The following is a 23,918-nucleotide window of genomic DNA, read 5'->3' on the forward strand; positions in this document are numbered from 1 at the left end:
CCTTACCACCGGCGCTCGAGACGTTTGCGCATCCAGATGGCCAATGCGTTCATGCTGATCAGGAAGGTCAACAGCACCATGATGGCTGCCGACGCACGTTCAATAAAGGCCAGCTCAGGACTGCCGGCCCACAGGAATACCTGCACCGGAAGAACCGTAGCCGAATCGAAGAAGCCGTCGGGCACATCCACGATGAACGCCACCATACCGATCAGCAGCAGCGGTGCGGTTTCACCCAGTGCCTGGGCCATACCGATGATGGAGCCGGTCAGCATGCCCGGCATAGCCAACGGCAGTACGTGGTGCAGAACCACCTGCATCTTGGAGGCGCCGATACCTTCCGCTGCCTCGCGGATCGAGGGCGGTACGCTTTTGATTGCGGCCCGGCTGGAAATGATGATGGTCGGCAGGGTCATCAACGTCAGCACCAGACCACCAACCACCGGAACCGAGCGCGGCATGCCGAACAGGTTGATAAACACCGCAAGGCCGAGCAGACCAAAGATGATGGATGGAACCGCAGCCAGGTTGTTGATATTGACTTCGATGAAGTCGGTGAATTTGTTCTGGGGAGCAAACTCCTCCAGATAGATTGCCGCGGCAACACCGATCGGGAACGACAGGATCAGGGTAACGAACATGGTCAGCAGCGAACCGACAATGGCACCAAGAATACCAGCCTTGGAAGGATCACGGGAATCGCCACCACTGAAGAACACGTCGTTAAAGGAAGTCTCGATAACGCCCCGCTCCTGCAGCTCGTCCACCCAGGCTTTCTGCTGGTCATTCAGTTTGATCGAATAGGCGGCATCGCCCGCATGCTTCACATACACATCCACGTCGGTGTGACTGAGGAATGTCATGGTCTGGGTAGTGCCCAACCATTCAGGGTTCGCCTTCAGCGCATCTCGCAGAGCCACCGAAGCATAGGGATTGATGAGTTCGCGTACCTGGTTCCGCTGCTCTTCAGTTGCCCCGGGTATCTCCTTGATCAGCGCCTGAATCAAGGGCTCCACAAAATCGGCCATCTTTATCTGGCGCTCGTCCGTGGGATCGTCCAGATACATCATTTCACCATCCAGCTGAACATCCATGGTGATGGTGGTCTTCATGAAGCCGGTATAACCCTTGCCGATGATATCGGTGAACAGGGTTAGCAGGGCCCCGAGGGCAATGGCGATAGCCAGAACACCATAGGCACGGAACCGGCGTTCCTTGCGGTAGCGGCGCTTGAGCGACTGGCGAACAATCTCCGCCTGTGAACGTTGATCAGTCATACTGTTCCCGATATTTGCGTACGATTTTCAGTGCAATGACGTTGAGCAGCAGGGTTGCCAGGAAGAGCATGGCGCCCAATGCGAAGGCGGCCAGCGTCTTGGCGCTGTCGAACTCCTGGTCACCGGTAAGCAGGGTCACGATCTGGACAGTCACTGTGGTAACGGTTTCCAGCGGGTTGGCGGTCAGGTTGGCCGCCAGCCCTGCCGCCATGACCACGATCATGGTCTCGCCAATAGCCCGGGAGACCGCCAGAAGAATACCACCCATGATGCCGGGCAGTGCGGCGGGGAAAATCACCTTCTTCATGGTCTCGGACTGGGTGGCGCCCAACGCCAGAGAACCATCCCGCATGGCCTGGGGCACGGCATTGATCACGTCATCCGAGAGGGACGACACGAACGGAATGATCATGATACCCATGACGGCACCTGCGGCCAGGGCACTCTGGGAAGACGCCTCGATACCCATGGAAGCAGCCAGATCACTGATGAACGGCGCAACGGTCAGCGCGGCGAAAAAGCCATAAACCACAGTAGGAATACCGGCCAGCATTTCCAGCAACGGCTTGACCACTCCGCGAACCTTCTTGCCGGCATACTCGGACAGATAAATCGCCGACAGCAGCCCTACCGGCACGGCCACAGTCATGGCGATCGCGGAGATAAGGAGGGTGCCGGTAAACAGGGGGATCATGCCGAATGCACCCTGAGAAGCAACCTGATCGGCCCGAAGGGCGGTCTGCGGGCTCCAGTGACTGCCAAAGAAGAACTCGGTAAACGGCACCTTCTCGAAGAATCGGAACGTCTCAAAGGCTACCGAGAAAATAATTCCGACGGTGGTCAGGATAGCCAGGGCTGCGCAGGCGAAAAATACCCACTTGAGAATGGACTCGACCTGGGCTCGGGCATTCAGGCGTGGTCGGATTCGCAACCAGCCGAGGAATCCGGCGAGCACGGCCACCGAGATTACAAGTGCGGACATCAGCAAGCGGCTTTGGGCCTGCAGCGCCTTAAGCCTCTCCGCGGCATCAACAATAGGTGCCTCAGCGAAACCCGGAGGCAGTGCACCGCTGGCAACGTTACTGATTTTGCTCAGCAGAAGACTCGCTTCACCCTGGCTCGCGGGCATCATGCCGTCCGGCAGGCCGCCAATTACAATCAGCTGTATGACTTTGCCCTGGAATGCCGCCCACAAACCGAGAACGATCAAGGCTGGAATGCCACTCCACAAAGCCGCCCTGGCTCCGTAATAAAATGGAAGGGATTTGAGGTGACGAATCCCACCCAGCGGCATCGCCAACGACCGGGAGCGGGCATAACCAAGCCAATAGGCCACGATCGCCAGCACCAGAGTCAGTAAGAGAAGATTAGCCGGTTGCATGAAAATTCCTGTTATCGACTTCAAATAGATGCACAGTGTACAGATTCACATGAACACTGGCATCGGATCGTCCAAACGTGCAAAAGGTGCGGACCCCATTCGGGACCCGCACCTCTGTATTCTCCGAACCGCTGGCTTACTTGAGCTCGTCCAGGGTCAGGTTACGCATACCCTCGGCCTTATCCATCAGGTCCATCAGGGCGTCACGGGGGGGCACGATCAGGCCTACGTCTTTCAGGTAGCCGTTCGGACCCATGGCCGCGTTGCTGATAAACTCATCAACGTATTCTTTGATACCTGGAACCACGCCGATGTGCGCCTTCTTCACGTAGAAGAACAGTGAGCGCGCGACCGGGTATTCATCAGCAGCGATTGCTTCGGCAGTCGGAACCATACCGTTCAGGGTAGCCGCCTGCAGACGGTCTGCGTTCTCTTCCAGGAAGCTGTAGCCGAACACACCGTACATGTTGGTGTCGCCGATCAGCTTCTGAACGATCAGGTTGTCGTTCTCGCCCGCTTCGATAAAGGCGCCGTCTTCACGAACGCTTTCACAGATAGAGGCGTGCTCGTCCTTGCTCAGGTCGGCGGCTTCCGGCAGCTCATCGCAACCAGCGGCCAGGGCCAGCTCGTTGAACGAATCACGGGTACCAGAAGTGGGAGGAGGACCCATCACACGAATCGGCTTGTTCGGCAGGCTGGAGTCAACATCGCTCCAGTTTTTGTTCGGGTTAGCTACCCACTCACCATTGACCGGAACTTTGGAACCCAGGGCCAGGAACAGCTGCTCAAGCGTAAGCTCAAGGTTTTCAGCATTCTTGGAGCTGGCAATCACGATGCCGTCAGAACCGATACGGAACTCGGTGATGTCTGTAACACCGTTGCTCTGGCACAGCTCAAACTCGGAAGTCTTCATGCGACGTGAAGCGTTGGTGATGTCCGGGTGCTGGGTACCGATGCCCTGACAAAACAGCTTCATACCACCGCCAGAACCGGTGGATTCCAGCTTGGGTGTGCTGAAGTCGGTCTTGGTGCCGAAACGCTCGGCAACAACAGTGGCGAACGGATAAACAGTTGAGGAACCCACGATGCTGATGGTGTCACGGGCCATGGCCGGTGCAGACATGGCGGCTACGGAGCCGGCCAGTGCTGCAGTCGCGAGTGCTTTGTTCAGTTTCATCACGTCAAGTCTCCATTATTCGGTTTGGACGTTGTGTCGGATGTGTTTTACCGATGGGTGCAGACTAATAGCACTCTGTGACAACTTTGTTACAGCTTCTGAAATATAGTCCGGAATGTTCAAATTTGCTTGCAGCGGCGCTTCAGCCCGTTACCATGCGTGTTAAAACAATTCCAGGCTCGCAAGAAGGCAGTATTATGACAGCGTTAGACGACGATAAACCCACGCCCCGCGGTGATCTCACCCTTCAGATCATTCCTCTTCCCGCCGATACCAATGCCAATGGCGATGTCTTTGCCGGCTGGCTGGTGAAACAGATGGATCTCGCTGCTGCCACCATGGCCGGACGTATTTCCCAGGGCCGTAATGCCACCGTGGCCATGGACAGGATGGAGTTCCTGTCACCTTTACGGGTAGGGTCGCAGGTGGGTTGCTACTGCGAGCTCGTGGATATCGGCCGCAGTTCCATGAAAATCAGCGTGGAAGTGTGGACGCTCGACCGTACCGCGAAGCATCCACGCAAGGTGACCGAGGGCCTGTTTGTCTATGTCGCCATTGATGAGCACGGTCGAATCCGGGAAGTCCCCGAACAGAACCTTTAGGCTCTCATTTCCAGCCATGCAGCAGGCGGGCATAGTTAAGGCGCTCCCAGGTCCGACTATTGGGCGCCTTTGCCATTGAAAGTGCTCCTCGCGCCTCTGTCAGATCACGATAGCCCATATCAGACAGTCGCCGGTTCAGTCCGTCGTGTATTTGCTCCAGCGCCCCGGGGCCGTTCGCCAGGATGGCAGACACCACCTGAACAGCGGTCGCCCCGGACAGAATCGCCTTGGCCGCGTCATCACCGCTGTGCACGCCACCCGATACCGCCATCTCCAGGGATGTCTGGCCATACAGCATGGCCGCCGCGTGTAACCTCAACGGCAGCTCGGCGCTGGAAGACAGCACCACTTCCCGGCTCAATTCCAGCTCATCAAGATCCATCTCGAGCTGATAAAACCGGTTGAACAGCACCAACCCCCGAGCGCCTGCCGCTTCAACACCGGCCACAAATGCCGGTAATGCCGAATAGAACGGCGACAGTTTGACGCTGACAGGGATGCTCACCTGCTCAACCACTGAGCGGACCACCGCTTGCTGGCGCTGTTCAAGACTGGTGGCGGTCTCAGAAGGATCTGTGGCCAGATCATAGAGGTTGAGCTCGATGGCATGGGCGCCGGCGGCCTCCAGCTCAAGGGCATGAGCGGTCCAGCCTCCCGTCGAGATACCGTTGAGCGAAGCAACTATCGGGACATCCAGCGACCGGCGCAACAATTCCAGCCGCTGGAGGTAGCTGCCCGATCCCATCTCGAATACTTCCGATTCCGGAAAAAACGAACGGGCCTCGGCGTCCATATTGATGCGGGAGTCGATAAATCGGTGGGCAGCCATCTGCTCCTCCACCAGCTGCTCCTCGAACAGCGAGTGCATGACCACGGCACCCGCCCCTGCCTTAACACAGGCTCTCAGCGCATCCAGATCATCGGTCAGCGGACTGGCGCCGACCACCAGGGGCGAACGGAGTTCCAGCCCCAGCCAACGGGTTGCCAGCTCAGTCATGACGTTCACCCTTGTCGTTGTCAGCGTCGGAAGATTCGTGGGGCTCGAAGTGGATCCCCGCCAGCTGCTTGTAGAGTTCCCGCTGTTCAGTGGCCGCCTCCGAAGCTGCCGCCACCAGCTGTTCGTAGCGCTGGGGATCCCTCAGCTCCAGCATCCGAAACCGGGCTTCTTCCTGCATGTAGGCTTTCATGGTGACTTTCTGGCGCAGGGAGTCCAGTTGCAGGGGCGGCAGCCCTTCGTGGATACGCCGGGGATCAAACCGGTACAGCGGCCAGGCCCAGCTGTCCACCGCCCGCTTCTGCTGTGCCGGGGAATGCACCAGGTCGTAACCGTGGGCAATGCAGGGGCTGTGGGCAATGATCAGCGCCGGGCCATCGAAGCTCTCCGCTTCCTGCAGGGCCTTGGTGGTGTGGTTGCTGTGGGACTGCATGGCGATCTGGGCCACGTAGACATGGCCATAGCTCATGGCAAGCAGGCCCAGATCCTTCTTGCGGGTAGCCTTGCCGGCGGCGGCAAACTTGGCAATCGCCCCCATGGGCGTGGCCTTGGATTGCTGGCCGCCGGTGTTGGAATAGACTTCGGTGTCGAGTACCAGCAGCTTCAGGTTCTGGCCCGAGGCCAGGGCGTGGTCCAGCCCCCCGTAGCCGATATCGTAGGCCCAGCCATCGCCACCAATCACCCAGACACTTTTCGGGCAGAGCTCGTCGGCCAGGCTGTCGAGCTCCCGGGCCTCTGCCCCCTGCTGGTCCGCCAGCCAGCTGCGAAGCTGCTCAATCGCTGTGCGCCGCGATGCCATTGCCGATTCATCAACGGTGGTGCAGGCGCTGGTCAGCTCAGAGTGCAGCGCTTCAGGCAGTTGTCCCCGGAATCCGTCCAGTAACTGCCGGGCCCGACCCACAAGCTTGTCCAGACCCAGACGCATGCCCATTCCCAGTTCCGCCGCGTCTTCGAACAGCGAATTGTTCCAGGTGGGCCCCCGGCCGTCGGCATTGACCGTGTAGGGCGTGGTGGGCAGATTGCCACCGTAGATCGAGGAGCAGCCGGTGGCATTGGCGATCATCAGCCGATCCCCCACCAGCTGGGTCAGCAGCCGGATGTAGGGCGTTTCACCGCAGCCGGAACAGGCGCCGGAATATTCGAACAGGGGAATCAGCAGCGGCAGGGATTTGAAATCACGGGGGATGCGATCCCTGGGCACATCCGGCAACTGCCGGAAGAACGCCAGGTTGTCCGCCTCCACCTCACGGTGCTGCTCGATGGGCTGCATATTGATGGCTTTGCGTTTGGGCTGGGTCCGGTCCTTTGCCGGGCAGACCTCGACACACAGGCCGCAACCGGTGCAGTCATCAGGGGCCACCTGAATGCGGTAGTCCAGCCCCTCCAGCTCCGAGGTCTGGGTTTCCGGCACCACCTCGAACGCTTCCGGCGCCCCTTTGACCGCCTCTGGCTCAAACACCTTGCTGGTGATCGCGGTGTGCGGGCAGATCATTGCGCAGAAGTTGCACTGCACGCAGAGGTCGGATTCCCAGATGGGGATTTCCAGGGCGATGGTTCGCTTTTCATACTGGCTGGTCCCCGTTGGCCAGGTACCGTCCGGCGGAAAAGCACTGACCGGCAGTTTGTCCCCCTGCCCTTCCAGTAACAGGCGAGTGACTTTCTGGACAAAGTCCGGCGCATCCTCCGGCACTCTCGGTGGTCGGCTGCGGGTTGCCGTTACCTTGTCCGGTACCGGCACCTCATGCAGATTGTCGAGCGCCGAGTCCACCGCTTCCACGTTGCGGCGCACCACTTCCGGCCCGCGGCGGCCCCAGGTTTTGCGGATGGATTCCTTGATGTGGGCAATGGCCTCATCCCGGGGCAGGATATCCGCCAGGGCGAAGAAGCAGACCTGCATCACCGTGTTGATCCGCCGTTCCAGCCCGGCTTTTTCCGCCACTTCGGCAGCATCAATCACAAACAGGTGCGCCTTGCGCTCGACCAGTACCCGCTGAACCTCAAGGGGTAACCGGTCCCAGACCTCGTCGACTGCCCAGGGCACATTGAGCAGCACTGTGGCGCCCTCGGCAGCATGTTCCAGCACATCGAACCGTTCCAGGAACTGGGGCGCATGAATCGCCACGAACTGGGCCCTGTTGATCTGGTAGCTGGAGCGAATGGGAAGCGGGCCAAACCGCAGGTGAGATACCGTGGTGGCGCCGGATTTCTTGGAGTCGTAGACAAAATGGCCCTGGGCAAACAGGTCCGTGCCTTCGCCCAAAATCTTGATGCTGGCCTTGTTGCTGCTGACGGTGCCATCAGCGCCCAGACCGAAGAAAAGCGCCCGACGGGTTTTCGGGGATTCAATATCCAGCTCGCTGTCCACGTCCAGGGAGAGATGGCTGACATCGTCCCGCACGCCAACGGTAAACCGGGTTTTCGGCGCTTCGGCTTTCAGTTCGTCGAAAATGGCGCACACCATGGCCGGGGTAAATTCCCGGGAAGACAGACCATAGCGGCCCCCGATCACCCGGGGCAGCACCTTGCGATCGCCCCGGCTGTAGGCTTCCATCAAAGCGCCGCTGACTTCCAGCAACAGAGGCTCACCCTGGGCTCCGGGTTCCTTGGTGCGATCCAGAACTGCCAGGTGCTCGACCGAATCCGGCAAAGCGCTCAGAAAACGATCAGTAGCAAAGGGCCGGAACAGGCGCACCTTGAGGACCCCGACCTTTTCGCCCTGCTCCAGCAGCCACTCCACCGTCTCATGGGCGCATTCGGCCCCGGAACCCATCAGGATGACCACCCGGTCGGCCTCGGGATGGCCGACATAGTCAAACAGCCGGTATTGGCGGCCGGTAATGCCGGCAAACCGGTCCATTACGGCTTCAAGCTTTTCCGGAAACGCCTCATAGAACGGGTTGATGGCCTCCCGGGCCTGGAAGAAGGCGTCCGGGTTCTGGGAGGTGCCCCGAACCACGGGCCGGTCCGGCGTCATCCGGCGGCTTCGATGGGCCTCCAACCCTTCGTGGGGCACAAGGGCGTTAAGATCCTCATCACTAAGGGCAGCAATTTTGGAGATCTCGTGAGAGGTGCGAAAGCCATCAAAGAAGTGCATCACCGGCACCCGGCTTTCCAGGGTTACCGCGTGGCCGATCGCGGCCATATCCTGAGCTTCCTGAACCGATCCCGAGGCCAGCAGGGCAAAACCGGTACCACGGGCACTCATCACATCGGAATGGTCGCAGAAGATGGACAGGGCATGGGTGGCAATGCTGCGGGCGGCAATGTGCATGCAGAACGGCGACAGCTCACCGGCAATCTTGTACAGATTGGGCAGCATCAACAGCAGCCCCTGGGAGGCGGTAAAGGTGGTTACCAGGGAACTGGCCTGCAGCGCTCCGTGCATGGCACCGGCGGCACCGGCCTCGGACTGCATTTCGACGACACTGGGCACTTGCCCCCAGAGATTGGGTTTTCCCAGAGCCGCCCAGTCATCGGCGTGCTCGCCCATCACCGAGGCGGGCGTAATCGGATAGATGGCAATGGTTTCGCTCAGGCGGTAAGCCACCGAGGACACCGCTTCATTGCCGTCGAGGGTATGGAACTCCATGGCCACGACTCCCTGTGGTGAGGCCGGCAGACAGCTTTGAGTCTAGTATCGACGGTGACAACCGCAAGGGGGCGGGTTTGATCTGAGACAGGTTTGGGGGGAAAACAGGATCAGGACCTGCCTGTCCCGGTTTTGATCAGCTCGTCAAACAACGACTGATAGTCTCCGGCCAGCGTGGATGCCCGCCAACCTTCCGGCGGACAGGCTGAAGCGCCTTTTCCCAGCAGGGCTTCGAGCCTGTCGGCAGCAGCTTCCGCCTCTCGCTCTGCATCCTGTTCATAGCTGTCATAGCGACACGGTTCCGGCACGTATTCCCGATAGGCAAGCCGATCCGGCGCCAGAGGTACGCAACCGGACGCCATGGCTTCGAGCATTGCCAGCCCCTGGAAATCGTGCATTGCCGTGGAGACAACCATATCCGCCTGGCACAGCAACTGATCATAGCCTTCACGGCTCTCCAGGAATCCCCAGTGTTCGATGCAGGGACCAAACTGTTCCCGAATCCGGTCAAATGCCTTCGGATAACTGCGAAATCGCTCGCCCACCACGCTCAGCCGGAACGGCACCGAGCGCTGTTCCAGCACCTGCAGGAAATTCAGCAGGCGATCGGGTCCTTTATCGTATTCCCACCGATGGTTCCAGAGCAGGTGGGGACAGCTCCGATCCACCATTGACGGGCGATCGGAAAACAACCGGTCTTCAATCGGCACCGGTATCACCCGGGACTTGTCACGCAGAGTTTCTATCAGCCCTTCTGGCACTCTGTCAGGCAGCTTCTGGCAGAACGAATCAACACCGCCCAGAAAACTGTCCCGGTTCCAGCCACTGTTGAACACCACACAGTCGGCAGAAAGGGCACTGTAGAGGTTCACCATCTGCGGATCGGCGCTGGCGTTCTGGCCGCTGGATACCGGAAAGGCGAACTGGTTTTCATGCATGTAAAGCAGGCAGGGTGTACTGGCCAGACGCGGGTTCAAACCCCGCAGGGTGGCCAGATCCACCATGGATGTCGCGATAATCAGATCCCATCGTTCCTGTAGGAGCGGCTCATTCAGCCAGCTCAGTGGATTGCCCCGGATACGCCAGCGGAAGAACCTCGGAGGCAATGCCAGGGCCTGCCAGTGAAATTGCGGCAACAGCGCCGCCAGGTGCTCACGCCAACGCTTGTGACTAGCGGCGTCATATCCGGAGAGCACCAGTACTCTCGGCCTGGAACCATCGGGCTTAATCATGCTCACCCTATTAACCAGATTGGGCGTCAGGTCGTGCCCTGGACAGCGACCACAAGCCAAGCACAGGCCCCGGGAACAGAAGCAGAACCACCCAGACATTGAGTTGCCCCCATAACCCGCTGGTCAGCCAAATGGCCGGCAGGGTCAGCCCGAACCCGACCGCGTTCATCACCGCCAGGGAAGAGCCCACCGATTCCTTCGGCGCCGTTGCCGCGGCCAAAGCCGAAAACTGTGGCGAATCTGCCACCACCGCAATCCCCCAGACAACCAGCAACACAATCAGCAAGACCGGAGCCAGTCCGTTCATCCAGGGATACAGAAGACAGAAGGCGCCAGATATCATCAGAGCCCGCCGGGCCACCCATTCGCTCCCCAGAGTGCGACTGAGCCGGCCGCCACCAACGCAGCCGGCAGCGCCAATGCCGATCACCGCGAACGACAGCCAGGGAACCCATGCATCACCCTGCCCGAGGCGCTGCAGTTCCCGGCCGATCAGGAGGGGTGTCAGTGTCCAGAAGGCGTAGAGTTCCCACATATGACCGAAGTAGCCACCGGCCACCGCCCGGAACCTTGGTATCCGCAACGCCGCCAGACCCTGGCTGAGGGGCAGGCGGCCACTGCTTTTCGGCAGATGCGGCCCGTCGCCTAGCAAGAACACCAGCAACCCTCCGGCCAGGGCGAGACAAGATGCGGCCATCAGAGGCCATTCCCATGGCATACCCAGGGTCGCGCCGCGCATGAGATGAGGCAATGCCGTGCCAAGGGTAAGCATGCCCACCAGCCAGGCCAGTGCCGCACCGGCGTATTTCGGGGTCCAGGCGATCACCATTTTCATACCCAGGGGATAAATGCCAGCAAGACACAGACCGGTGGCGAATCGCAGGAGGAAATCCAGTGGAGGAGCACCTGCGGCAAAAATAAACCCGCCATTAACCAGGGCACCCAGCAGGCTTGAGAGAGCAAAGATCCGGCTGGCGCCAAAGCGGTCCGCCAGGCCGGTCACGGCGATGGTCAGTGTGCCGGCGATAAACCCCGCCTGCACCGCCAGTGTCAGCCGGCCCAGATCGGTTTCCGTCAGGCCCAGCTCACTGGCCAGCGACAGCCAGACACCGTTGATACTGAACCAGAGCGAGGTTCCGAACAGCTGGGCCAGTACAATTACGGGCAAGGGGTAGCGTCTTAGCAGGTCGATCATTGTTGTTTTCTTTGTATGCGAGCGATGAACCAAGCCTAGCCTCGGGAGGCGCGTTCCGCCCATGCTACTTTGGTGTCTGATGCCCTGGAGATGCCTTCCTCAGGTCTTCACCAACCGGTCCAGACGCAAACGTTCACGATCATCGAACAGCCGGCGGCCTCCCCAGGAAACCGCCATCAAAGCGCCAAAGCCGGTGCCCACGGTGATGATCAGCATCACCAGTATCTGGTATTTGACGGCCACTGCCGGCGGGCTGCCCGCAAGGATCTGGCCGGTCATCATGCCGGGCAGGCTGACGATACCGGCAGCGGCCATGGCGTTGATTGAGGGCATCATGCCACTGCGCATGGCGTCCCTCCGGATATCCTCCAGCGCCTGTTGCCAGGTCTGACCCAGCATCAAGCGGTTTTCGATGACGGCACGCTGGCGCCAGACCGAGTCGTTCAACCGATCAAGCGACAGACTCACGCCCGTCATGGTGTTGCCAAGCATCATACCGAGCAGCGGGATGGCGTATTGCGGGGCGTACCAGGGTTCGGGGCCGATCACGACAGTCAGGGCCAGGATGGTCACGGTAAAGGACGACACAAACATCGCCCCCGTACCGATACTGAACGCCCACCAGCCCCGTAATCGTCGCCCCTGGCGCGCGACCACTTCCCGGCCGGCAACCAACAGCATGACCAATGCCAGCAGCGCAATCCAGTAGAACGCAGAGGATGCGAACAGTGCCTCCAGAACCAGCCCGATCAACGCCAGTTGAATGACCGTGCGGAGTGCTGCAATCAGCAGGCTCCGGGTAATACCGAGCCGGGCCAGATAGCCGGTAGCGGCCAGTGCCAAAATCAGCAGGGCCGCCAGGCCCAGCTTCCACCAGGCCAGATCAATCACTTCCATTAGCGCGCTCCAGCCTGGTGCCGTGAATCCGGTAGTGGCTATCTGCAACACGGTGAATCTGGCCAGGATCGTGGGCGACCCAAAGTACCGCGATCTGCCGCCTCCGGATCTCATCGAGCAGCCAGGTCTCAATGGCTTCCGTGCTGTCGTTATCCAGATTGGCGGTGGGTTCGTCCAATAACAGAACCTCTGGCTCAAGCACCAGGGCCCGCCAAAGCGCGAGCCGCTGTCGTTCACCAGAGGATAGCCGACTCACCGACCAGCCCATCACCTCTGGCGGGAAGCCCAGCGCTGACGGCAATCTTGCCTTCGCATCAACCGGGAAATGACAACCCACCTCATCAAACCACCATTGACTGTCTGCCGGTACCATAACCACGCGGCGTCGCCATTGGTGTGCGGGAACATCCAACTGGGCGGTATCACCCAGAGAAACCCTGCCGCCATGTGGTTCCAGGTCGGCGACGGCCCGCAGCAGACGGCTCTTGCCACTGCCCGAGGGGCCGGACAGACAAACAACCTGTCCACCGGGTATCCTCAAAGATACGTTACTCAGAGTGCCAACGCTGAGATTTTCCAGCACCAAATCTGTCAAGATAGCATCACCAGGGCTCGCCAACGTTCATAACGGTTATACCATTGCACACTGCCCTGCCAACGACCAGCCACACAGGCCGCGGATGTATGAAGCTTCGCTCCCTCTTCACGTTCACACTGGCATTTGCACTGATCGCCCCCCCGGTGGCAGCGGACGTCAGCCTGGCGCCGTTTGCAGGTTTTCGCATGAGCAGTTCGGTGGATATCGAGACCGCCGGCGCCAGCACTTCAGACCAGATCGACTTCCGGGATTCCGCCAGCCAGGGGCTGGTGTTCAATTTTGATCTGGCGGAACCGGGCAAACAGGGAGAACTCTATTTCGGGCGGCAGAGCACCTCGGCCAGACTGGACATTGGTCTGTTCGCACCGGGCGTGGATTCCATCGACCTGACCATCTACCAGCTCCAGTTCGGCGGGTTATATTTCCCGGGCGGCACGAATCACGGCGGGTTTGTCTCTGGTGTGTTCGGCATTACCCGGCTCGAACCGGACGATTCGGGGTACGAAACCCATCATCGGGCCGCCCTGTCTCTGGGTGGCGGTTATCAGTTCTTTCTGACAGACCAGCTGCGTCTGCGGCTGGATCTGCGCGGTGTGTACACCGCCCTGAATTCCGGAGGTTCCTCGTTCTGCTCCGGCGGCTGCGAACTCAGATTCGACAGCAGCGGCTACCTGCAGGTGGAAGCCGCCGCAGGGCTGGCCATTCGGTTTTGAAGCGTGCTCAGGCTGCCACTGGCCGCCGCTCCGGCAACATCAGGGACAGCAGCGCGGCCATGGCCACCAGTCCGGACGATATCCACAAGCAGGCCTCCAGGCCATAAGCCTGATAGACCCAGCCCGACAAAATGGTGCCCAGCAAACGCCCGGCAGCGTTCGACATGTAATAGAAACCCACATCCAGCGACACACCATCGCCACGGGCATAGCTGACGATGAGATAGCTGTGCAGGGACGAGTTGACGGCAAACAGCACGCCAAACAACAGCAGACCACCAACAATCACGAACTGGGGTGACCAGCCCGCCGTCAGGCCAATGGCAATCGCTGCCGGAATCAGCGCCAGCGCTGCTGCCCAGAGCACAGCAGGCTGTTTGCCTTCCATGTTGCCGGTGATGCGCGGGGCAGTGGTCTGGATAAAACCATAGCCGATAATCCAGGTGGCCATAAAGCCGCCCACTTTCCAGAAGTCCCAGCCAAAAACCGTGTGCAGGTAGACCGGTAAGGCCACCACAAACCACACATCCCGGGCACCGAACAGGAACATCCGCGCCGCCGAGAGCACATTGATGGCCCGGCTTTTGGAGAGGATCTCGCTGAACTTCGGCTTGGCCTTGCTCTTGCCCAGGTCCTGCCCCAGCAGAAACAGGCTGGCCAGCCAGACCAGTCCCAGCGCAACCGCCATGATAATGACCGCACCCGTAAAGCCGGCTGCCATCAGCAACACACCACCGAGGAAGAAGCCGACACCCTTGAGGGTGTTCTTGGAGCCGGTGAGAATCGCCACCCACTTGTAGAGGGTTCCCTGCTGCTCATCTGGCACCAGCAACTTGATGCCACTCTTGGCGGACATCTTGTTCAGATCCTTGGCAATGCCGGACAATGCCTGCGCTGCCATCACCCAGGGCACCGTGAGCATGGCCGCCGGTACCGCCAGCATGCCCAACGCCACGATCTGCAGGAACAACCCGATGTTCATGGTGCGGTTCAGCCCCATGCGGGCGCCCAGGTAACCTCCGACCAGATTGGTCACCACCCCGAAGAATTCGTAGAAGATGAACAACAGGGCGATTTCCAGAGGCGAGTAGCCCAACTGGTGGAAGTGCAGCACCACCAGCATCCGCAGGGCTCCATCCGTAAGAGTAAAGGCCCAGTAGTTGCCGGTGATCACCAGGTACTGTCGGATGGCGGCGGTCATATCAGGCAGAGCCCACCCTGCGCGCCAGTTCCGCGGTGCGGTTGGCGTAGCCCCATTCGTTGTCGTACCAGGCGTAGATTTTCACCTGGGTGCCGTTGACCACCATGGTAGACAGGGCATCGACGATGGACGAACGCGGGTCGGTTTTGTAGTCAATGGACACCAGCGGGCGCTCTTCGTAGCCCAGAATACCGTCCAGTTCTCCCTCGGCGGCCTCTTTCAACAGCTTGTTTACCATGTTCCTGTCGGTAGCCGATTCCACCTCAAACACGCAGTCGGTCAGCGACGCATTGGTGAGCGGCACGCGCACGGCGTGGCCATCCAGGCGCCCTTCCAATTCCGGAAATATTTCGATAATCGCCGTTGCTGAACCGGTGCTGGTGGGAATCAGTGAACTGCCGCAGGCCCTCGCTCGGCGCAGATCCTTGTGAGGCGCATCGATGATGGTCTGGGTGTTGGTCAGGCTGTGAATCGTGGTGATGGAGCCGTGCTTGATGCCCAGCTTCTCATGAATTACCTTCACCACCGGCGCCAGGCAGTTGGTGGTGCAGGAGGCAGCGGTCACAATGCGGTCATTGGCCGGGTCGAAAATATCATCGTTCACACCGAGGACGATGTTCTTTGCGCCTGCCTCTTTTACCGGAGCCGTCACCACGACCCGTTTCACGCCCTGGTCCAGGTACGCCTGCAAGGCACTCACCTTCTTGTTCACGCCACTGGCCTCGATCACCAGATCGCAGCCGGACCAGTCGGTTTCACCGATGCCCCGGTTGTGAGTCACGCGAATGCGCTGGCCCTCGATAACGATATCCGTTCCGTCCGCAGTGGCTTCCTGGCTCCAGCGACCATGAATGCTGTCAAAGTTGAGCAGGTGGGCCAGTGTGGCGGTATCGGCACCCGGGTCGTTGATGGCCACAAACTCCATATCTGGCCAGCCCCAGGCGGCCCGCAAGGCCAGACGACCGATTCGGCCAAATCCATTTATGCCTACTTTGATCTTGCTCATGGTGTGCTCCTGATGAAACTGTGCATACATTAGACAGCGTGAGGATTACAGGCATTGGACAGACGGGCGGTCTGCCATGGCCTGCAATCGCGCAAGCGGGTTCTCTATCAATCGGCCGTTATGGCTGGCGGTTTCATCCAGCACACGGGCCAGCCACTGTGGAATTCCCGGGTTCAGGGAATAGTAGATCCACTGGCCCCGACGTTCCGTGGCCAGCAGGCCGGCATCCCGCAAGGTCGCCAGATGCCGGCTGACCTTTGGCTGGGGCGCCTCAAACGCTTCAGTAAGCTCGCAGACACAGAGCTGGTCCTGGCTGCGAATAAGTAACAGAGCCGCAAGACGGAACTCGTCGGCCAGTGCCTTGAACACCGTGACCGGGTCATAGCTGGCAGGTTTCGCTCCGGTTTCTTTCTGGTGTACCAGCGCAAACAACGCAATGCGCTCTCTTATTTCCTTAAGAGTGAGGGCAAACGTGGCGTGGCGGTTTGCCGGTACCGGATCGGCAAAATCCCAGGCAATCTGCTGGGCCGGCTGGCAAACCGTACCGCACTCGTTCGCGGCTTTCTCGCACAGGGTGATCACGTAATCCCAGTATTGCCCCTGCACATCGGCCAGTTGCTTGCTATGCAATCCTTCAGTGGAGATGCCGGCTTCCTCAAGCACCTGCAGTGCCATCGGGTGGGGCCTGGTTGGCTCGGTGCCGGCGCTGGCCACTTCAAACCGGTCTCCGGCCATGTCCCGGAGCGAGGCTTCTGCCATCAGGGAACGGGCACTGTTGGCGGTACAGACAAACAAAACGCGGCGTTTCATATCTGAATTTCCGTATATTCGGTTTTGTACATATCTATTTTTGTGCATAATAGATCCGGCATCTTCATGAGTAAAGGAATCCGGCAAAAAATGACCACCAACCCAGACATAGCGCAGGCGGAAGGCTCCGGCAAAGGCATGGACCTGTTCGGCAGGTACCTGTCGGTGTGGGTGGCTCTGGCCATCATTGTCGGCGTTGCGCTGGGCCAGTTCGCGCCCGTAGTGCCCGAGACTCTGTCCCGCTTCGAATACGCGCAGGTCTCCATCCCCATCGCCATTCTGATCTGGGCGATGATTTTCCCGATGATGGCGCAGATTGATTTCAGTGCGGTGGTGGGCGTGCGAAAAGAGCCGAAGGGACTGGCGATCACGACCATCGTCAACTGGCTGATCAAGCCCTTCACCATGTTTGCCATTGCCTGGTTTTTTCTGATGGTGGTGTTCGAACCATGGATCGCGCCGGGACTGGCCAGCGAATACCTGGCCGGGGCGATCCTGTTGGGTGCGGCGCCCTGCACCGCCATGGTGTTCGTGTGGAGTTACCTGACCAAAGGCGATGCCGCCTACACTCTGGTGCAGGTATCGCTTAACGACATCATCATGCTGTTTGCCTTCGCGCCCATTGTGGTTTTCCTGCTGGGCATTTCGGACATCCAGGTGCCCTGGGATACCGTGTTGCTGTCCGTCGTCCTGTACATCGTGATTCCGCTAACAGCCGGCTACCTGACCCGTCGCGCCCTGATTTCGCGCCACGGTCAGCAGTGGTACGACGATGTCTTCATGAAGCGGCTCAGCCCGGTCACCCCGGCAGCGCTGATCGTCACGCTGGTGCTGCTGTTCGCCTTCCAGGGCGAGGTTATCCTGAACAATCCCCTGCACATCGTGCTGATCGCCGTGCCGCTGATTGTTCAGACCTTTCTGATTTTCTTCCTGGCCTACGGTTGGGCGAGGCTGTGGAAAGTACGCCATTGTATCGCGGCGCCTGGCGCCATGATTGGTGCCAGCAACTTCTTCGAACTGGCCGTGGCCGCGGCGATTGCCCTCTTCGGCCTGCAATCCGGCGCCGCCCTGGCAACCGTCGTCGGGGTTCTGGTGGAGGTACCGCTGATGCTTGTTCTGGTGCGCATTGCCAACAGCACCCGGGACCGATTCCCGGCCTAGGACTAACCTGCCAGGGCCTGGAAGCTGAATCCAGTTACTGGCATCAACCGCGTCATCTGTTCACCCCACCCACACCCTGCTAATATCGCGCTCAGATTTCTGACGCACTGAACCGAATGGAACCCAAGCAATGGACGTTTTCCAGGCCCTTTTCCTTGGCCTCCTCCAGGGACTGACCGAATTCCTGCCCATCTCCAGCTCCGCCCACCTGATCCTCACACCGGCACTGTTCGGCTGGACCGACCAGGGCGTGGGTTTCGATCTGTCCGTGCACGTGGGAACCTTACTGGCGGTTGTGCTCTATTTTCGGCGGGATGTCTTTGGCATCGCCCGGGACGGACTGATCTCCATTGGCCAGCGCAAAATCGTCGGCCAGGGCGCCCTGGCCTGGTACCTGGTGATCGGCACCATCCCCGCCGGCCTGGCCGGCCTGGCACTGCTGGATATGATCGACAACGAACTACGGGCGGTGGAAGTCATTTTCTTCACCACCCTGTTCTTCGGCCTGCTGCTGGGCCTCGCGGACTGGCTACCCAAACGCCAGCGCACCCTCGACAAACTGAACTGGAAAGACGCCGTCCTGGTCGGCATTGCCCAGGCCATGGCCCTGGTCCCCGGCACCTCCCGTTCCGGCGTTACCATCACCGCCGGCCTGTTCCTGGGCATGACCCGGGAAACCGCCTCCCGATTCTCTTTTCTGCTGGCAATTCCCATTATCGTGCTGGCATCGGCGGTAAAACTTCTGGAAGTTGCGACTTCGAATGTAATCGTCGACTGGAGCGGCTTTCTGATCGGCGGGGTAACTTCGTTCCTGATGGCCATTACCGCGATCCACTTCTTCCTGAAGTGGCTCAACAAGGTAGGCATGTGGCCCTATGTCATTTACCGGGTAATTCTGGCCATCGTCATCTATGCGGTCTTGATGCGCTAGACTCCTTCCTGAAGCAATCAAACTGTTGGGAGCACGTGCATGCTGAGGTTTTTCAGGATTGTTGACGGGTTTATCAAGGAGCTGACCATCCCAGAGGGGGACCCGACAGCATTGTTGAGGCAAGCTGACTGGATTGATGCCTGCGAGCCGGACGACGACGAGCGGAAGATCCTCCAGAGGCTTCTGGAAACCGATATTCCCGAGTTCGACGATGTTGAGGAAATTGAAGCGTCAGCACGCTGTTTCGTAGACCAGGCCGGTGTGCATGTTCATTCGCTTTTTCTGAACCTGGCAGATGGTCGTCACAATACCGTCTCTGTCGCCTGCATACTGCAGAACGACTGCCTTATCACGATCCGGGAAAGCGAGCTGGCGGATTTCCGATTGTTGCGGATGCGGGCCCGCAGAGGGCAGGTAGAAGCCCGGGATCCGGCCGAAATGCTGGTCACTCTGCTGGAGCAGAAAGTGGAGAACCACGCCGACGGGCTGGAGGACCTGCACCGACAGCTTGAGGATGTCAGCTACCTGGTGTTGGAAGATGAGGAAGCCGAACTGGACGAGGCGATCAATCGCCTCGCGCGGCTGGAAGACAGTAACGGAAAAACCCGGTTGTGTTTGATGGATACCCAACGAAATATTTCCTTTCTGCTTCGCCACCTGCGCAACGAAGGCGAGCATCGGGAAACGCTGCGGGAGATCAATCGGGATATCGAAACCCTGATGTCCCACACCACCTTTCTGTTCGACAAGATCAACTTCCTGATGGATTCCACCCAGGGTTTCATCAACATCGAGCAGAACCAGATCATCAAGATCTTCTCGATTGCCGCAGTGGTGTTTCTGCCACCCACGCTGATTGCCAGCATTTACGGCATGAACTTCGAACACATGCCCGAACTGGAGTGGATCGCCGGTTACCCGGCAGCGCTGGGACTGATGGTTCTGGCGGCGTTTGCGCCCTACTGGTATTTCAAGCGCAAAGGCTGGCTGTAACGACCAGGGGGTCAGATGAAAAGTTCATCTGACCCCCACCTTTAGCATGCTTCCAATGGCGCATAGGCCAGAACCAGCCACTTGGCGCCCTCATCAAAGTTCACCTGCACCCGGGTATGGTGCCCGGTGCCCTCGGAATTCATCACGATACCCTCGCCAAACTTGGGATGACGCACCCGCTGCCCCAGGCTGAAACCGGATTGCTGGACCGAATCCTGGCTGAACATGCTCTCATTCGGGCGCTCGACCATGGCCGGGCGGGTCACCGTATTGCGGAGCCGCACTTCCTGCAAAAAGTCGCCCGGAATCTCCCGAACGAAACGAGACAGCGCGTTGAATTTCTCCTGCCCGTAAAGGCGCCGGGATTCGGCGTAAGTGAGCACCAGCTTTTTCATGGCCCGGGTGATACCCACATAGGCCAGACGGCGCTCTTCTTCCATGCGACCGGGCTCTTCCAGGGACATGCCATGGGGGAACAGCCCCTCCTCCACACCGGCCAGGAACACCAGCGGGAATTCCAGGCCCTTGGCGGAGTGCAGGGTCATCAGCTGGACACTGTCTTCATGATCTTCCGCCTGGGATTCACCGGCATCCAGAGCGGCCTGGGCGATGAATTCCGCCAGCGGGTCGACACCGTCTTCCACTTCATAGTCTGACAGCGCATTGACCAGTTCCTCGAGGTTTTCCACGCGGGCCTGGCCTTTCTCGCCTTTTTCGCTGGCGTGATAGTCCTTCAGGCCGCTGTCCTCGATCGTCTGCTTCATCAAGCCATGCAGGGAGGCATCTCCCACCATGCCGGACAGATTTTCAATAATGGCAATAAATGACTGCAGCCCGGTTTTGGCCCGGCCTTTCACCTGCCCGGCTTCCAGCAGCCGCTCGGCGGATTCCCACAATGAGATACTCTGCTCGGTCGCGAATTCCCGAAGCTCCGCCAGGCTCTTGGCGCCAATGCCACGGGGCGGTACGTTCACCACCCGCTCAAACGCTGCATCGTCTCGGCGATACTGCACCAGCCGCAGATACGCCAGGGCGTTACGAATTTCCTGACGATCATAGAATCGCAGGCCCCCGTACACCCGGTAGGGAATGCCCTGGCGCATCAGCGCCTCTTCCAGCACCCTGGACTGGGCATTGGAGCGATAGAGAATGGCGGATTCGCTGCGCAGGTTGCCGTCCTGAACCCAGGCAGAAATGCTGTCGGCGATGTAGTTGGCTTCGTCCTGTTCGTTGAACGCTGCGTAGAGGCTTATTGGTTCGCCTTCCGGGCCGTCCGTCCAGAGCTCCTTGCCCAGTCTACCCTGGTTGTTGGCGATCACCGCGTTGGCCGCCTTCAGGATCATCTGGGTGGAGCGGTAGTTCTGCTCCAGTCGCACCAGCCGGGCATTGGGAAAATCCCGCTGGTACTGCTGGATATTCTCAACCTTGGCACCCCGCCAGCCGTAGATGGACTGGTCGTCGTCCCCGACCACGGTCATTGGCACTCGATTGCTGGCCAGCACCTGCAGCCAGGCATATTGAATGGTGTTGGTGTCCTGGAACTCGTCCACCAAAATGTGCTGGAACCGGCTCTGGTAATGGGCCAGCAGCTCAGGCCGATGCAGCCAGAGTTCGTGGGAACGCAGCAGCAGCTCGCCAAAATCCACCAGGCCACCCTGCTGGCAGAGCTTCTCGTACTGGCGATAGATCTTCAGCATGATCGACAGGAAATGATCGCCCGGATTCTCCTGGATATGATCCGCCCGCAGCCCTTCGTCCTTCTGGCTGTTGATAAACCACTGGGCCTGCTTCGGCGGCCACTTGCTCTCATCGATCTGGTTTTCCCGCATCACCCGCTTGATCAGCCGCAGCTGGTCGTCGCTGTCCAGCACCTGGAAGTTCTCCGGCAGGCCGGCGTCTTTCCAGTGCGAACGCAGCAGCCGGTGGGCGATGCCATGAAAAGTGCCGAACCAGAGGCCACGGGCAGGAATCTGCATCATCTGCTCGATGCGATAACGCATTTCCTTGGCGGCCTTGTTGGTGAAGGTTACCGCCAGGATTCCAGTGGGCGGCACCCGATCCACGGTCATCAACCAGGCAATCCGATGAACCAAAACGCGGGTTTTGCCACTTCCGGCGCCGGCCAGAACCAAAAGGTGATCGTTCTGAGCGGTAACAGCTTCACGCTGGGCATCGTTCAACGGATCGATGATGTGGGAGACGTCCATAGAAAATCGGTTCGCTACTGGTCAAATAAACAGGTTAACGAGTATAACAGGAGAAAAGCGGGATTTCCGGGTGGGGATGTTTTGTCGTTGTTTGTCGGATTACGCTTTGCTAATCCGACCTACGTTGTGGCAGGCGTGAAAACTTTAAAAACCTTCACCCCCGTCAGAAAGAGCGCGGGGGAGGTTCCCCTTCAGGACTGTCTGTGGCCATGGATGGCCACAGTCAAGCGCACATGGGTGAGGCGGAGCGCTTATGAAGCAAAGCTTCATGCGACAGCCGAACGCCTGCAATCTGCGATTGCAGGCTGGACCCGCGTGCGGGTGCTCGTAGCGTGTCCTGAAGGGGAACCTCCCCCGGGCGACACCCCCAAGGCTGAGGGCTTATAACTTAGAAGCCTCGCGGCACTGTCTGAGCTTCCACAAACTCGAACAGACCTTCCAGGCCGCCTTCACGGCCGATGCCGGAGGCTTTCATGCCACCAAACGGCGCTTCCGGTGTCGGACCAGTGCCGGTGTTCCAGCCACAGTGGCCAAAGCGAAGGCCGGCAGCCACGCGCTGGGCGCGTTCGGCATCGTTGGTGAACACGTAGGAGGCCAGGCCGAACTCGGTGTCGTTACCGGCTTCGATGACTTCCTCTTCCGTGCGGAACAGGGCCATGGGTACCAGCGGGCCGAAGGTTTCTTCCTGGTAGCAGCACATATCCCGGTTTACACCGTGTACCACTGTGGGCGGGAAGAACAGATCGTTGCCAAGATCTTCCGGCTTCTTGCCGGCGACCAGGGTGGCACCTTTTTCAAGGGCGTCCTGTACGTGGCGTTTAACCTTGTCGTAGCCGGCCTGGTTGATCAGCGGGCCAAGATCCACGTCGCCGTTGATGCCGTCACCGACGGTCATTTTGTTGACCCGCTCGGCAAGCTTCTCACCGAAGGCATCGGCCACTTTCTCATGCACGAAGATCCGGTTGGCACAGACACAGGTCTGGCCGCCACCGCGGAATTTGTTGGCGATAAGATTGTCTGCCGCAGCGTCCAGATCGGCATCGTCGAAGACGATGAACGGTGCGTTGCCGCCCAACTCAAGGGCCAGTTTCTTCACCTGATCTGCCGTATCGACGATCAGCTTACGGCCCACTTCGGTGGAACCGGTGAAGCTGAGCATGGGTACGTCCGGGCTCTCGCAGAGAACCTTGCCAATCACGCTGGCCTTGCCCATCACCAGGTTAACCATGCCATCCGGGATATCGGTGTGTTTGTCCATCAGGCTGAACAGGGCAATCATGGTCAGTGGGGTTTCGCTGGCCGGCTTGATGACCGACGGGCAGCCTGCCGCCAACGCAGCCGAAAGCTTCTTGGCAATCATGCCAATGGGAAAGTTCCAGGGCGTGATCAGGCCGGTGACACCAATGGGCCTATAGTGGACGGTCCAGGTGCAGTCCTTCGGCTTCTCCGGAATGGTATGGGCATCCAGGGCCTGGATGTGCTTGGAGCAGTAATCGAAGAACCCGGCGGCGTAATCCACTTCACCCTGGGCCTCCTGCAACGGCTTGCCGTGTTCCATACAGAGGATACGACCGACCTCTTCCTTGTTGGCCTTGAGCGCATCCCGGATGTCTTCCAGCCACTTACGGCGGGTCTCGATACTGTAGGGACTGGTCAGTCGTAGTGCCGACTTGCCGGAAGCTACGGCGGCGTTCACTTCGTCTTCCGACATGGATGCGACCTGGGCGATCACCTTGCCCGTTGCCGGGTTGTAAACATCGAAGGTGTTGCCATGCTCATTGTCAGTCCAGCGACCACCGATATAGCCGGTCAGCTTTTCCAGCAGGGGTGACTCGATCATCTCGGCTCCTCTTCTGTGATTGGCTCCGCCCCCGTGTGGGGCGCAGTCCAGGTAATCTGGTTGCGTCAGTGTTTTATGTCTTTCATAGTGGATGTTGTATCCCGACCTGTAAAG

At 59.4% G+C, this 23,918-nt stretch carries 19 protein-coding genes; 5 read left to right on the forward strand and 14 right to left on the reverse strand.

Features of this window, described 5'->3' with window-relative positions; translation table 11 throughout:
- Positions 1 to 2 precede the first annotated feature (2 nt).
- The 3 genes from pstA to KEHDKFFH_RS06450 form a co-directional block, all read right to left on the reverse strand.
- Positions 3 to 1,277, reverse strand: a complete 1,275-nt coding sequence (gene pstA / locus KEHDKFFH_RS06440; protein ID WP_104321150.1) for a phosphate ABC transporter permease PstA — start codon at positions 1,275 to 1,277, stop codon at positions 3 to 5.
- On the reverse strand, positions 1,270 to 2,658 hold the full coding sequence (gene pstC, locus KEHDKFFH_RS06445; protein ID WP_104321151.1) for a phosphate ABC transporter permease subunit PstC: 1,389 nt from the start codon (positions 2,656 to 2,658) through the stop codon (positions 1,270 to 1,272). The genes pstA and pstC overlap by 8 nt, the downstream gene beginning before the upstream one ends.
- 136 nt (positions 2,659 to 2,794) lie before the next feature.
- Positions 2,795 to 3,835 carry a substrate-binding domain-containing protein gene (locus KEHDKFFH_RS06450; protein ID WP_422385686.1) on the reverse strand — a complete coding sequence of 347 codons (1,041 nt, stop codon included), beginning with the start codon at positions 3,833 to 3,835 and terminating at the stop codon, positions 2,795 to 2,797.
- A gap of 197 nt (positions 3,836 to 4,032) precedes the next feature.
- On the opposite strand from KEHDKFFH_RS06450, the gene KEHDKFFH_RS06455 reads away from it, so the two are divergent.
- On the forward strand, positions 4,033 to 4,437 hold the full coding sequence (locus KEHDKFFH_RS06455; protein WP_104321153.1) for an acyl-CoA thioesterase: 405 nt from the start codon (positions 4,033 to 4,035) through the stop codon (positions 4,435 to 4,437).
- Positions 4,438 to 4,441: 4 nt separating this feature from the next.
- Here the strand turns inward: KEHDKFFH_RS06455 and KEHDKFFH_RS06460 are convergent, their stop codons facing one another.
- The 6 genes from KEHDKFFH_RS06460 to KEHDKFFH_RS06485 all read right to left on the reverse strand — a co-directional run bounded on the left by KEHDKFFH_RS06460 (position 4,442) and on the right by KEHDKFFH_RS06485 (position 12,939).
- Positions 4,442 to 5,434, reverse strand: a complete 993-nt coding sequence (locus tag KEHDKFFH_RS06460) for a dihydroorotate dehydrogenase-like protein (RefSeq protein ID WP_104321154.1) — start codon at positions 5,432 to 5,434, stop codon at positions 4,442 to 4,444.
- Positions 5,427 to 9,020 (reverse strand): pyruvate:ferredoxin (flavodoxin) oxidoreductase, encoded by a 3,594-nt coding sequence (gene nifJ, locus KEHDKFFH_RS06465; protein ID WP_104321155.1) that lies wholly within the window; start codon positions 9,018 to 9,020, stop codon positions 5,427 to 5,429. The genes KEHDKFFH_RS06460 and nifJ overlap by 8 nt, the downstream gene beginning before the upstream one ends.
- Positions 9,021 to 9,130: 110 nt before the next feature.
- Positions 9,131 to 10,252, reverse strand: a complete 1,122-nt coding sequence (locus KEHDKFFH_RS06470; protein ID WP_104321156.1) for a tRNA-queuosine alpha-mannosyltransferase domain-containing protein — start codon at positions 10,250 to 10,252, stop codon at positions 9,131 to 9,133.
- A 10-nt stretch (positions 10,253 to 10,262) separates the two neighbouring features.
- On the reverse strand, positions 10,263 to 11,447 hold the full coding sequence (locus tag KEHDKFFH_RS06475) for an MFS transporter (protein ID WP_104321157.1): 1,185 nt from the start codon (positions 11,445 to 11,447) through the stop codon (positions 10,263 to 10,265).
- Between the two features lie 99 nt (positions 11,448 to 11,546).
- On the reverse strand, positions 11,547 to 12,344 hold the full coding sequence (locus KEHDKFFH_RS06480) for an ABC transporter permease (protein WP_104321158.1): 798 nt from the start codon (positions 12,342 to 12,344) through the stop codon (positions 11,547 to 11,549).
- Entirely contained in the window at positions 12,331 to 12,939 is a 609-nt protein-coding gene (locus KEHDKFFH_RS06485; RefSeq protein WP_104321159.1) for an ABC transporter ATP-binding protein, read from the reverse strand. The genes KEHDKFFH_RS06480 and KEHDKFFH_RS06485 overlap by 14 nt, the downstream gene beginning before the upstream one ends.
- A gap of 89 nt (positions 12,940 to 13,028) precedes the next feature.
- Between KEHDKFFH_RS06485 and KEHDKFFH_RS06490 the strand changes: the two genes are divergently transcribed.
- Positions 13,029 to 13,655 carry a hypothetical protein gene (locus KEHDKFFH_RS06490; RefSeq protein WP_104321160.1) on the forward strand — a complete coding sequence of 209 codons (627 nt, stop codon included), beginning with the start codon at positions 13,029 to 13,031 and terminating at the stop codon, positions 13,653 to 13,655.
- A gap of 7 nt (positions 13,656 to 13,662) precedes the next feature.
- Here KEHDKFFH_RS06490 and arsJ read toward each other — a convergent pair whose 3' ends face one another.
- From arsJ to KEHDKFFH_RS06505, 3 genes are read right to left on the reverse strand one after another with little or no spacing between them, the layout of a single operon-like run.
- Entirely contained in the window at positions 13,663 to 14,856 is a 1,194-nt protein-coding gene (gene arsJ, locus KEHDKFFH_RS06495) for an organoarsenical effux MFS transporter ArsJ (protein WP_104321161.1), read from the reverse strand.
- Position 14,857: 1 nt separating this feature from the next.
- Positions 14,858 to 15,862, reverse strand: coding sequence for an ArsJ-associated glyceraldehyde-3-phosphate dehydrogenase (locus KEHDKFFH_RS06500; RefSeq protein ID WP_104321162.1), 1,005 nt, complete (start codon positions 15,860 to 15,862; stop codon positions 14,858 to 14,860).
- A gap of 45 nt (positions 15,863 to 15,907) precedes the next feature.
- Positions 15,908 to 16,672 (reverse strand): metalloregulator ArsR/SmtB family transcription factor, encoded by a 765-nt coding sequence (locus KEHDKFFH_RS06505; RefSeq protein WP_104321163.1) that lies wholly within the window; start codon positions 16,670 to 16,672, stop codon positions 15,908 to 15,910.
- A 90-nt stretch (positions 16,673 to 16,762) separates the two neighbouring features.
- On the opposite strand from KEHDKFFH_RS06505, the gene arsB reads away from it, so the two are divergent.
- The 3 genes from arsB (at position 16,763) to corA (ending at position 19,757) form a co-directional block, all read left to right on the forward strand.
- Complete coding sequence (gene arsB, locus KEHDKFFH_RS06510) at positions 16,763 to 17,833, forward strand: ACR3 family arsenite efflux transporter (RefSeq protein WP_104321164.1); 1,071 nt, start codon at positions 16,763 to 16,765, stop codon at positions 17,831 to 17,833.
- 130 nt (positions 17,834 to 17,963) lie between these two features.
- A complete protein-coding gene (locus KEHDKFFH_RS06515) occupies positions 17,964 to 18,764 on the forward strand; it encodes an undecaprenyl-diphosphate phosphatase (protein ID WP_104321165.1) in 801 nt (266 codons plus the stop codon).
- A gap of 39 nt (positions 18,765 to 18,803) precedes the next feature.
- Positions 18,804 to 19,757 carry a magnesium/cobalt transporter CorA gene (gene corA / locus KEHDKFFH_RS06520; protein ID WP_104321166.1) on the forward strand — a complete coding sequence of 318 codons (954 nt, stop codon included), beginning with the start codon at positions 18,804 to 18,806 and terminating at the stop codon, positions 19,755 to 19,757.
- A 41-nt stretch (positions 19,758 to 19,798) separates the two neighbouring features.
- Here the strand turns inward: corA and uvrD are convergent, their stop codons facing one another.
- Both uvrD and KEHDKFFH_RS06535 read right to left on the reverse strand, forming a co-directional pair.
- The gene (gene uvrD / locus KEHDKFFH_RS06525; protein WP_104321167.1) at positions 19,799 to 21,964 is read right to left on the reverse strand and encodes a DNA helicase II; all 2,166 of its coding nucleotides are present in this window, start codon (positions 21,962 to 21,964) and stop codon (positions 19,799 to 19,801) included.
- Positions 21,965 to 22,352: 388 nt separating this feature from the next.
- Complete coding sequence (locus KEHDKFFH_RS06535; RefSeq protein ID WP_014578583.1) at positions 22,353 to 23,804, reverse strand: NAD-dependent succinate-semialdehyde dehydrogenase; 1,452 nt, start codon at positions 23,802 to 23,804, stop codon at positions 22,353 to 22,355.
- Positions 23,805 to 23,918 lie beyond the last annotated feature (114 nt).

This window comes from Marinobacter maroccanus (assembly GCF_002933275.1).
Classification (GTDB): Bacteria; Pseudomonadota; Gammaproteobacteria; order Pseudomonadales; family Oleiphilaceae; genus Marinobacter; species Marinobacter maroccanus.

Excerpts from the sequence above, each read along its gene's own strand:
- pstA (WP_104321150.1), bottom strand. The coding sequence starts at position 1,277 with ATGACTGATCAACGTTCACAGGCGGAGATTGTTCGCCAGTCGCTCAAG.
- pstC (WP_104321151.1), bottom strand. The coding sequence starts at position 2,658 with ATGCAACCGGCTAATCTTCTCTTACTGACTCTGGTGCTGGCGATCGTG.
- KEHDKFFH_RS06450 (WP_422385686.1), bottom strand. The coding sequence starts at position 3,835 with ATGAAACTGAACAAAGCACTCGCGACTGCAGCACTGGCCGGCTCCGTA.
- KEHDKFFH_RS06455 (WP_104321153.1), top strand. The coding sequence starts at position 4,033 with ATGACAGCGTTAGACGACGATAAACCCACGCCCCGCGGTGATCTCACC.
- KEHDKFFH_RS06460 (WP_104321154.1), bottom strand. The coding sequence starts at position 5,434 with ATGACTGAGCTGGCAACCCGTTGGCTGGGGCTGGAACTCCGTTCGCCC.
- nifJ (WP_104321155.1), bottom strand. The coding sequence starts at position 9,020 with ATGGAGTTCCATACCCTCGACGGCAATGAAGCGGTGTCCTCGGTGGCT.
- KEHDKFFH_RS06470 (WP_104321156.1), bottom strand. The coding sequence starts at position 10,252 with ATGATTAAGCCCGATGGTTCCAGGCCGAGAGTACTGGTGCTCTCCGGA.
- KEHDKFFH_RS06475 (WP_104321157.1), bottom strand. The coding sequence starts at position 11,447 with ATGATCGACCTGCTAAGACGCTACCCCTTGCCCGTAATTGTACTGGCC.
- KEHDKFFH_RS06480 (WP_104321158.1), bottom strand. The coding sequence starts at position 12,344 with ATGGAAGTGATTGATCTGGCCTGGTGGAAGCTGGGCCTGGCGGCCCTG.
- KEHDKFFH_RS06490 (WP_104321160.1), top strand. The coding sequence starts at position 13,029 with ATGAAGCTTCGCTCCCTCTTCACGTTCACACTGGCATTTGCACTGATC.
- arsJ (WP_104321161.1), bottom strand. The coding sequence starts at position 14,856 with ATGACCGCCGCCATCCGACAGTACCTGGTGATCACCGGCAACTACTGG.
- KEHDKFFH_RS06500 (WP_104321162.1), bottom strand. The coding sequence starts at position 15,862 with ATGAGCAAGATCAAAGTAGGCATAAATGGATTTGGCCGAATCGGTCGT.
- KEHDKFFH_RS06505 (WP_104321163.1), bottom strand. The coding sequence starts at position 16,672 with ATGAAACGCCGCGTTTTGTTTGTCTGTACCGCCAACAGTGCCCGTTCC.
- arsB (WP_104321164.1), top strand. The coding sequence starts at position 16,763 with ATGACCACCAACCCAGACATAGCGCAGGCGGAAGGCTCCGGCAAAGGC.
- KEHDKFFH_RS06515 (WP_104321165.1), top strand. The coding sequence starts at position 17,964 with ATGGACGTTTTCCAGGCCCTTTTCCTTGGCCTCCTCCAGGGACTGACC.
- corA (WP_104321166.1), top strand. The coding sequence starts at position 18,804 with ATGCTGAGGTTTTTCAGGATTGTTGACGGGTTTATCAAGGAGCTGACC.
- uvrD (WP_104321167.1), bottom strand. The coding sequence starts at position 21,964 with ATGGACGTCTCCCACATCATCGATCCGTTGAACGATGCCCAGCGTGAA.
- KEHDKFFH_RS06535 (WP_014578583.1), bottom strand. The coding sequence starts at position 23,804 with ATGATCGAGTCACCCCTGCTGGAAAAGCTGACCGGCTATATCGGTGGT.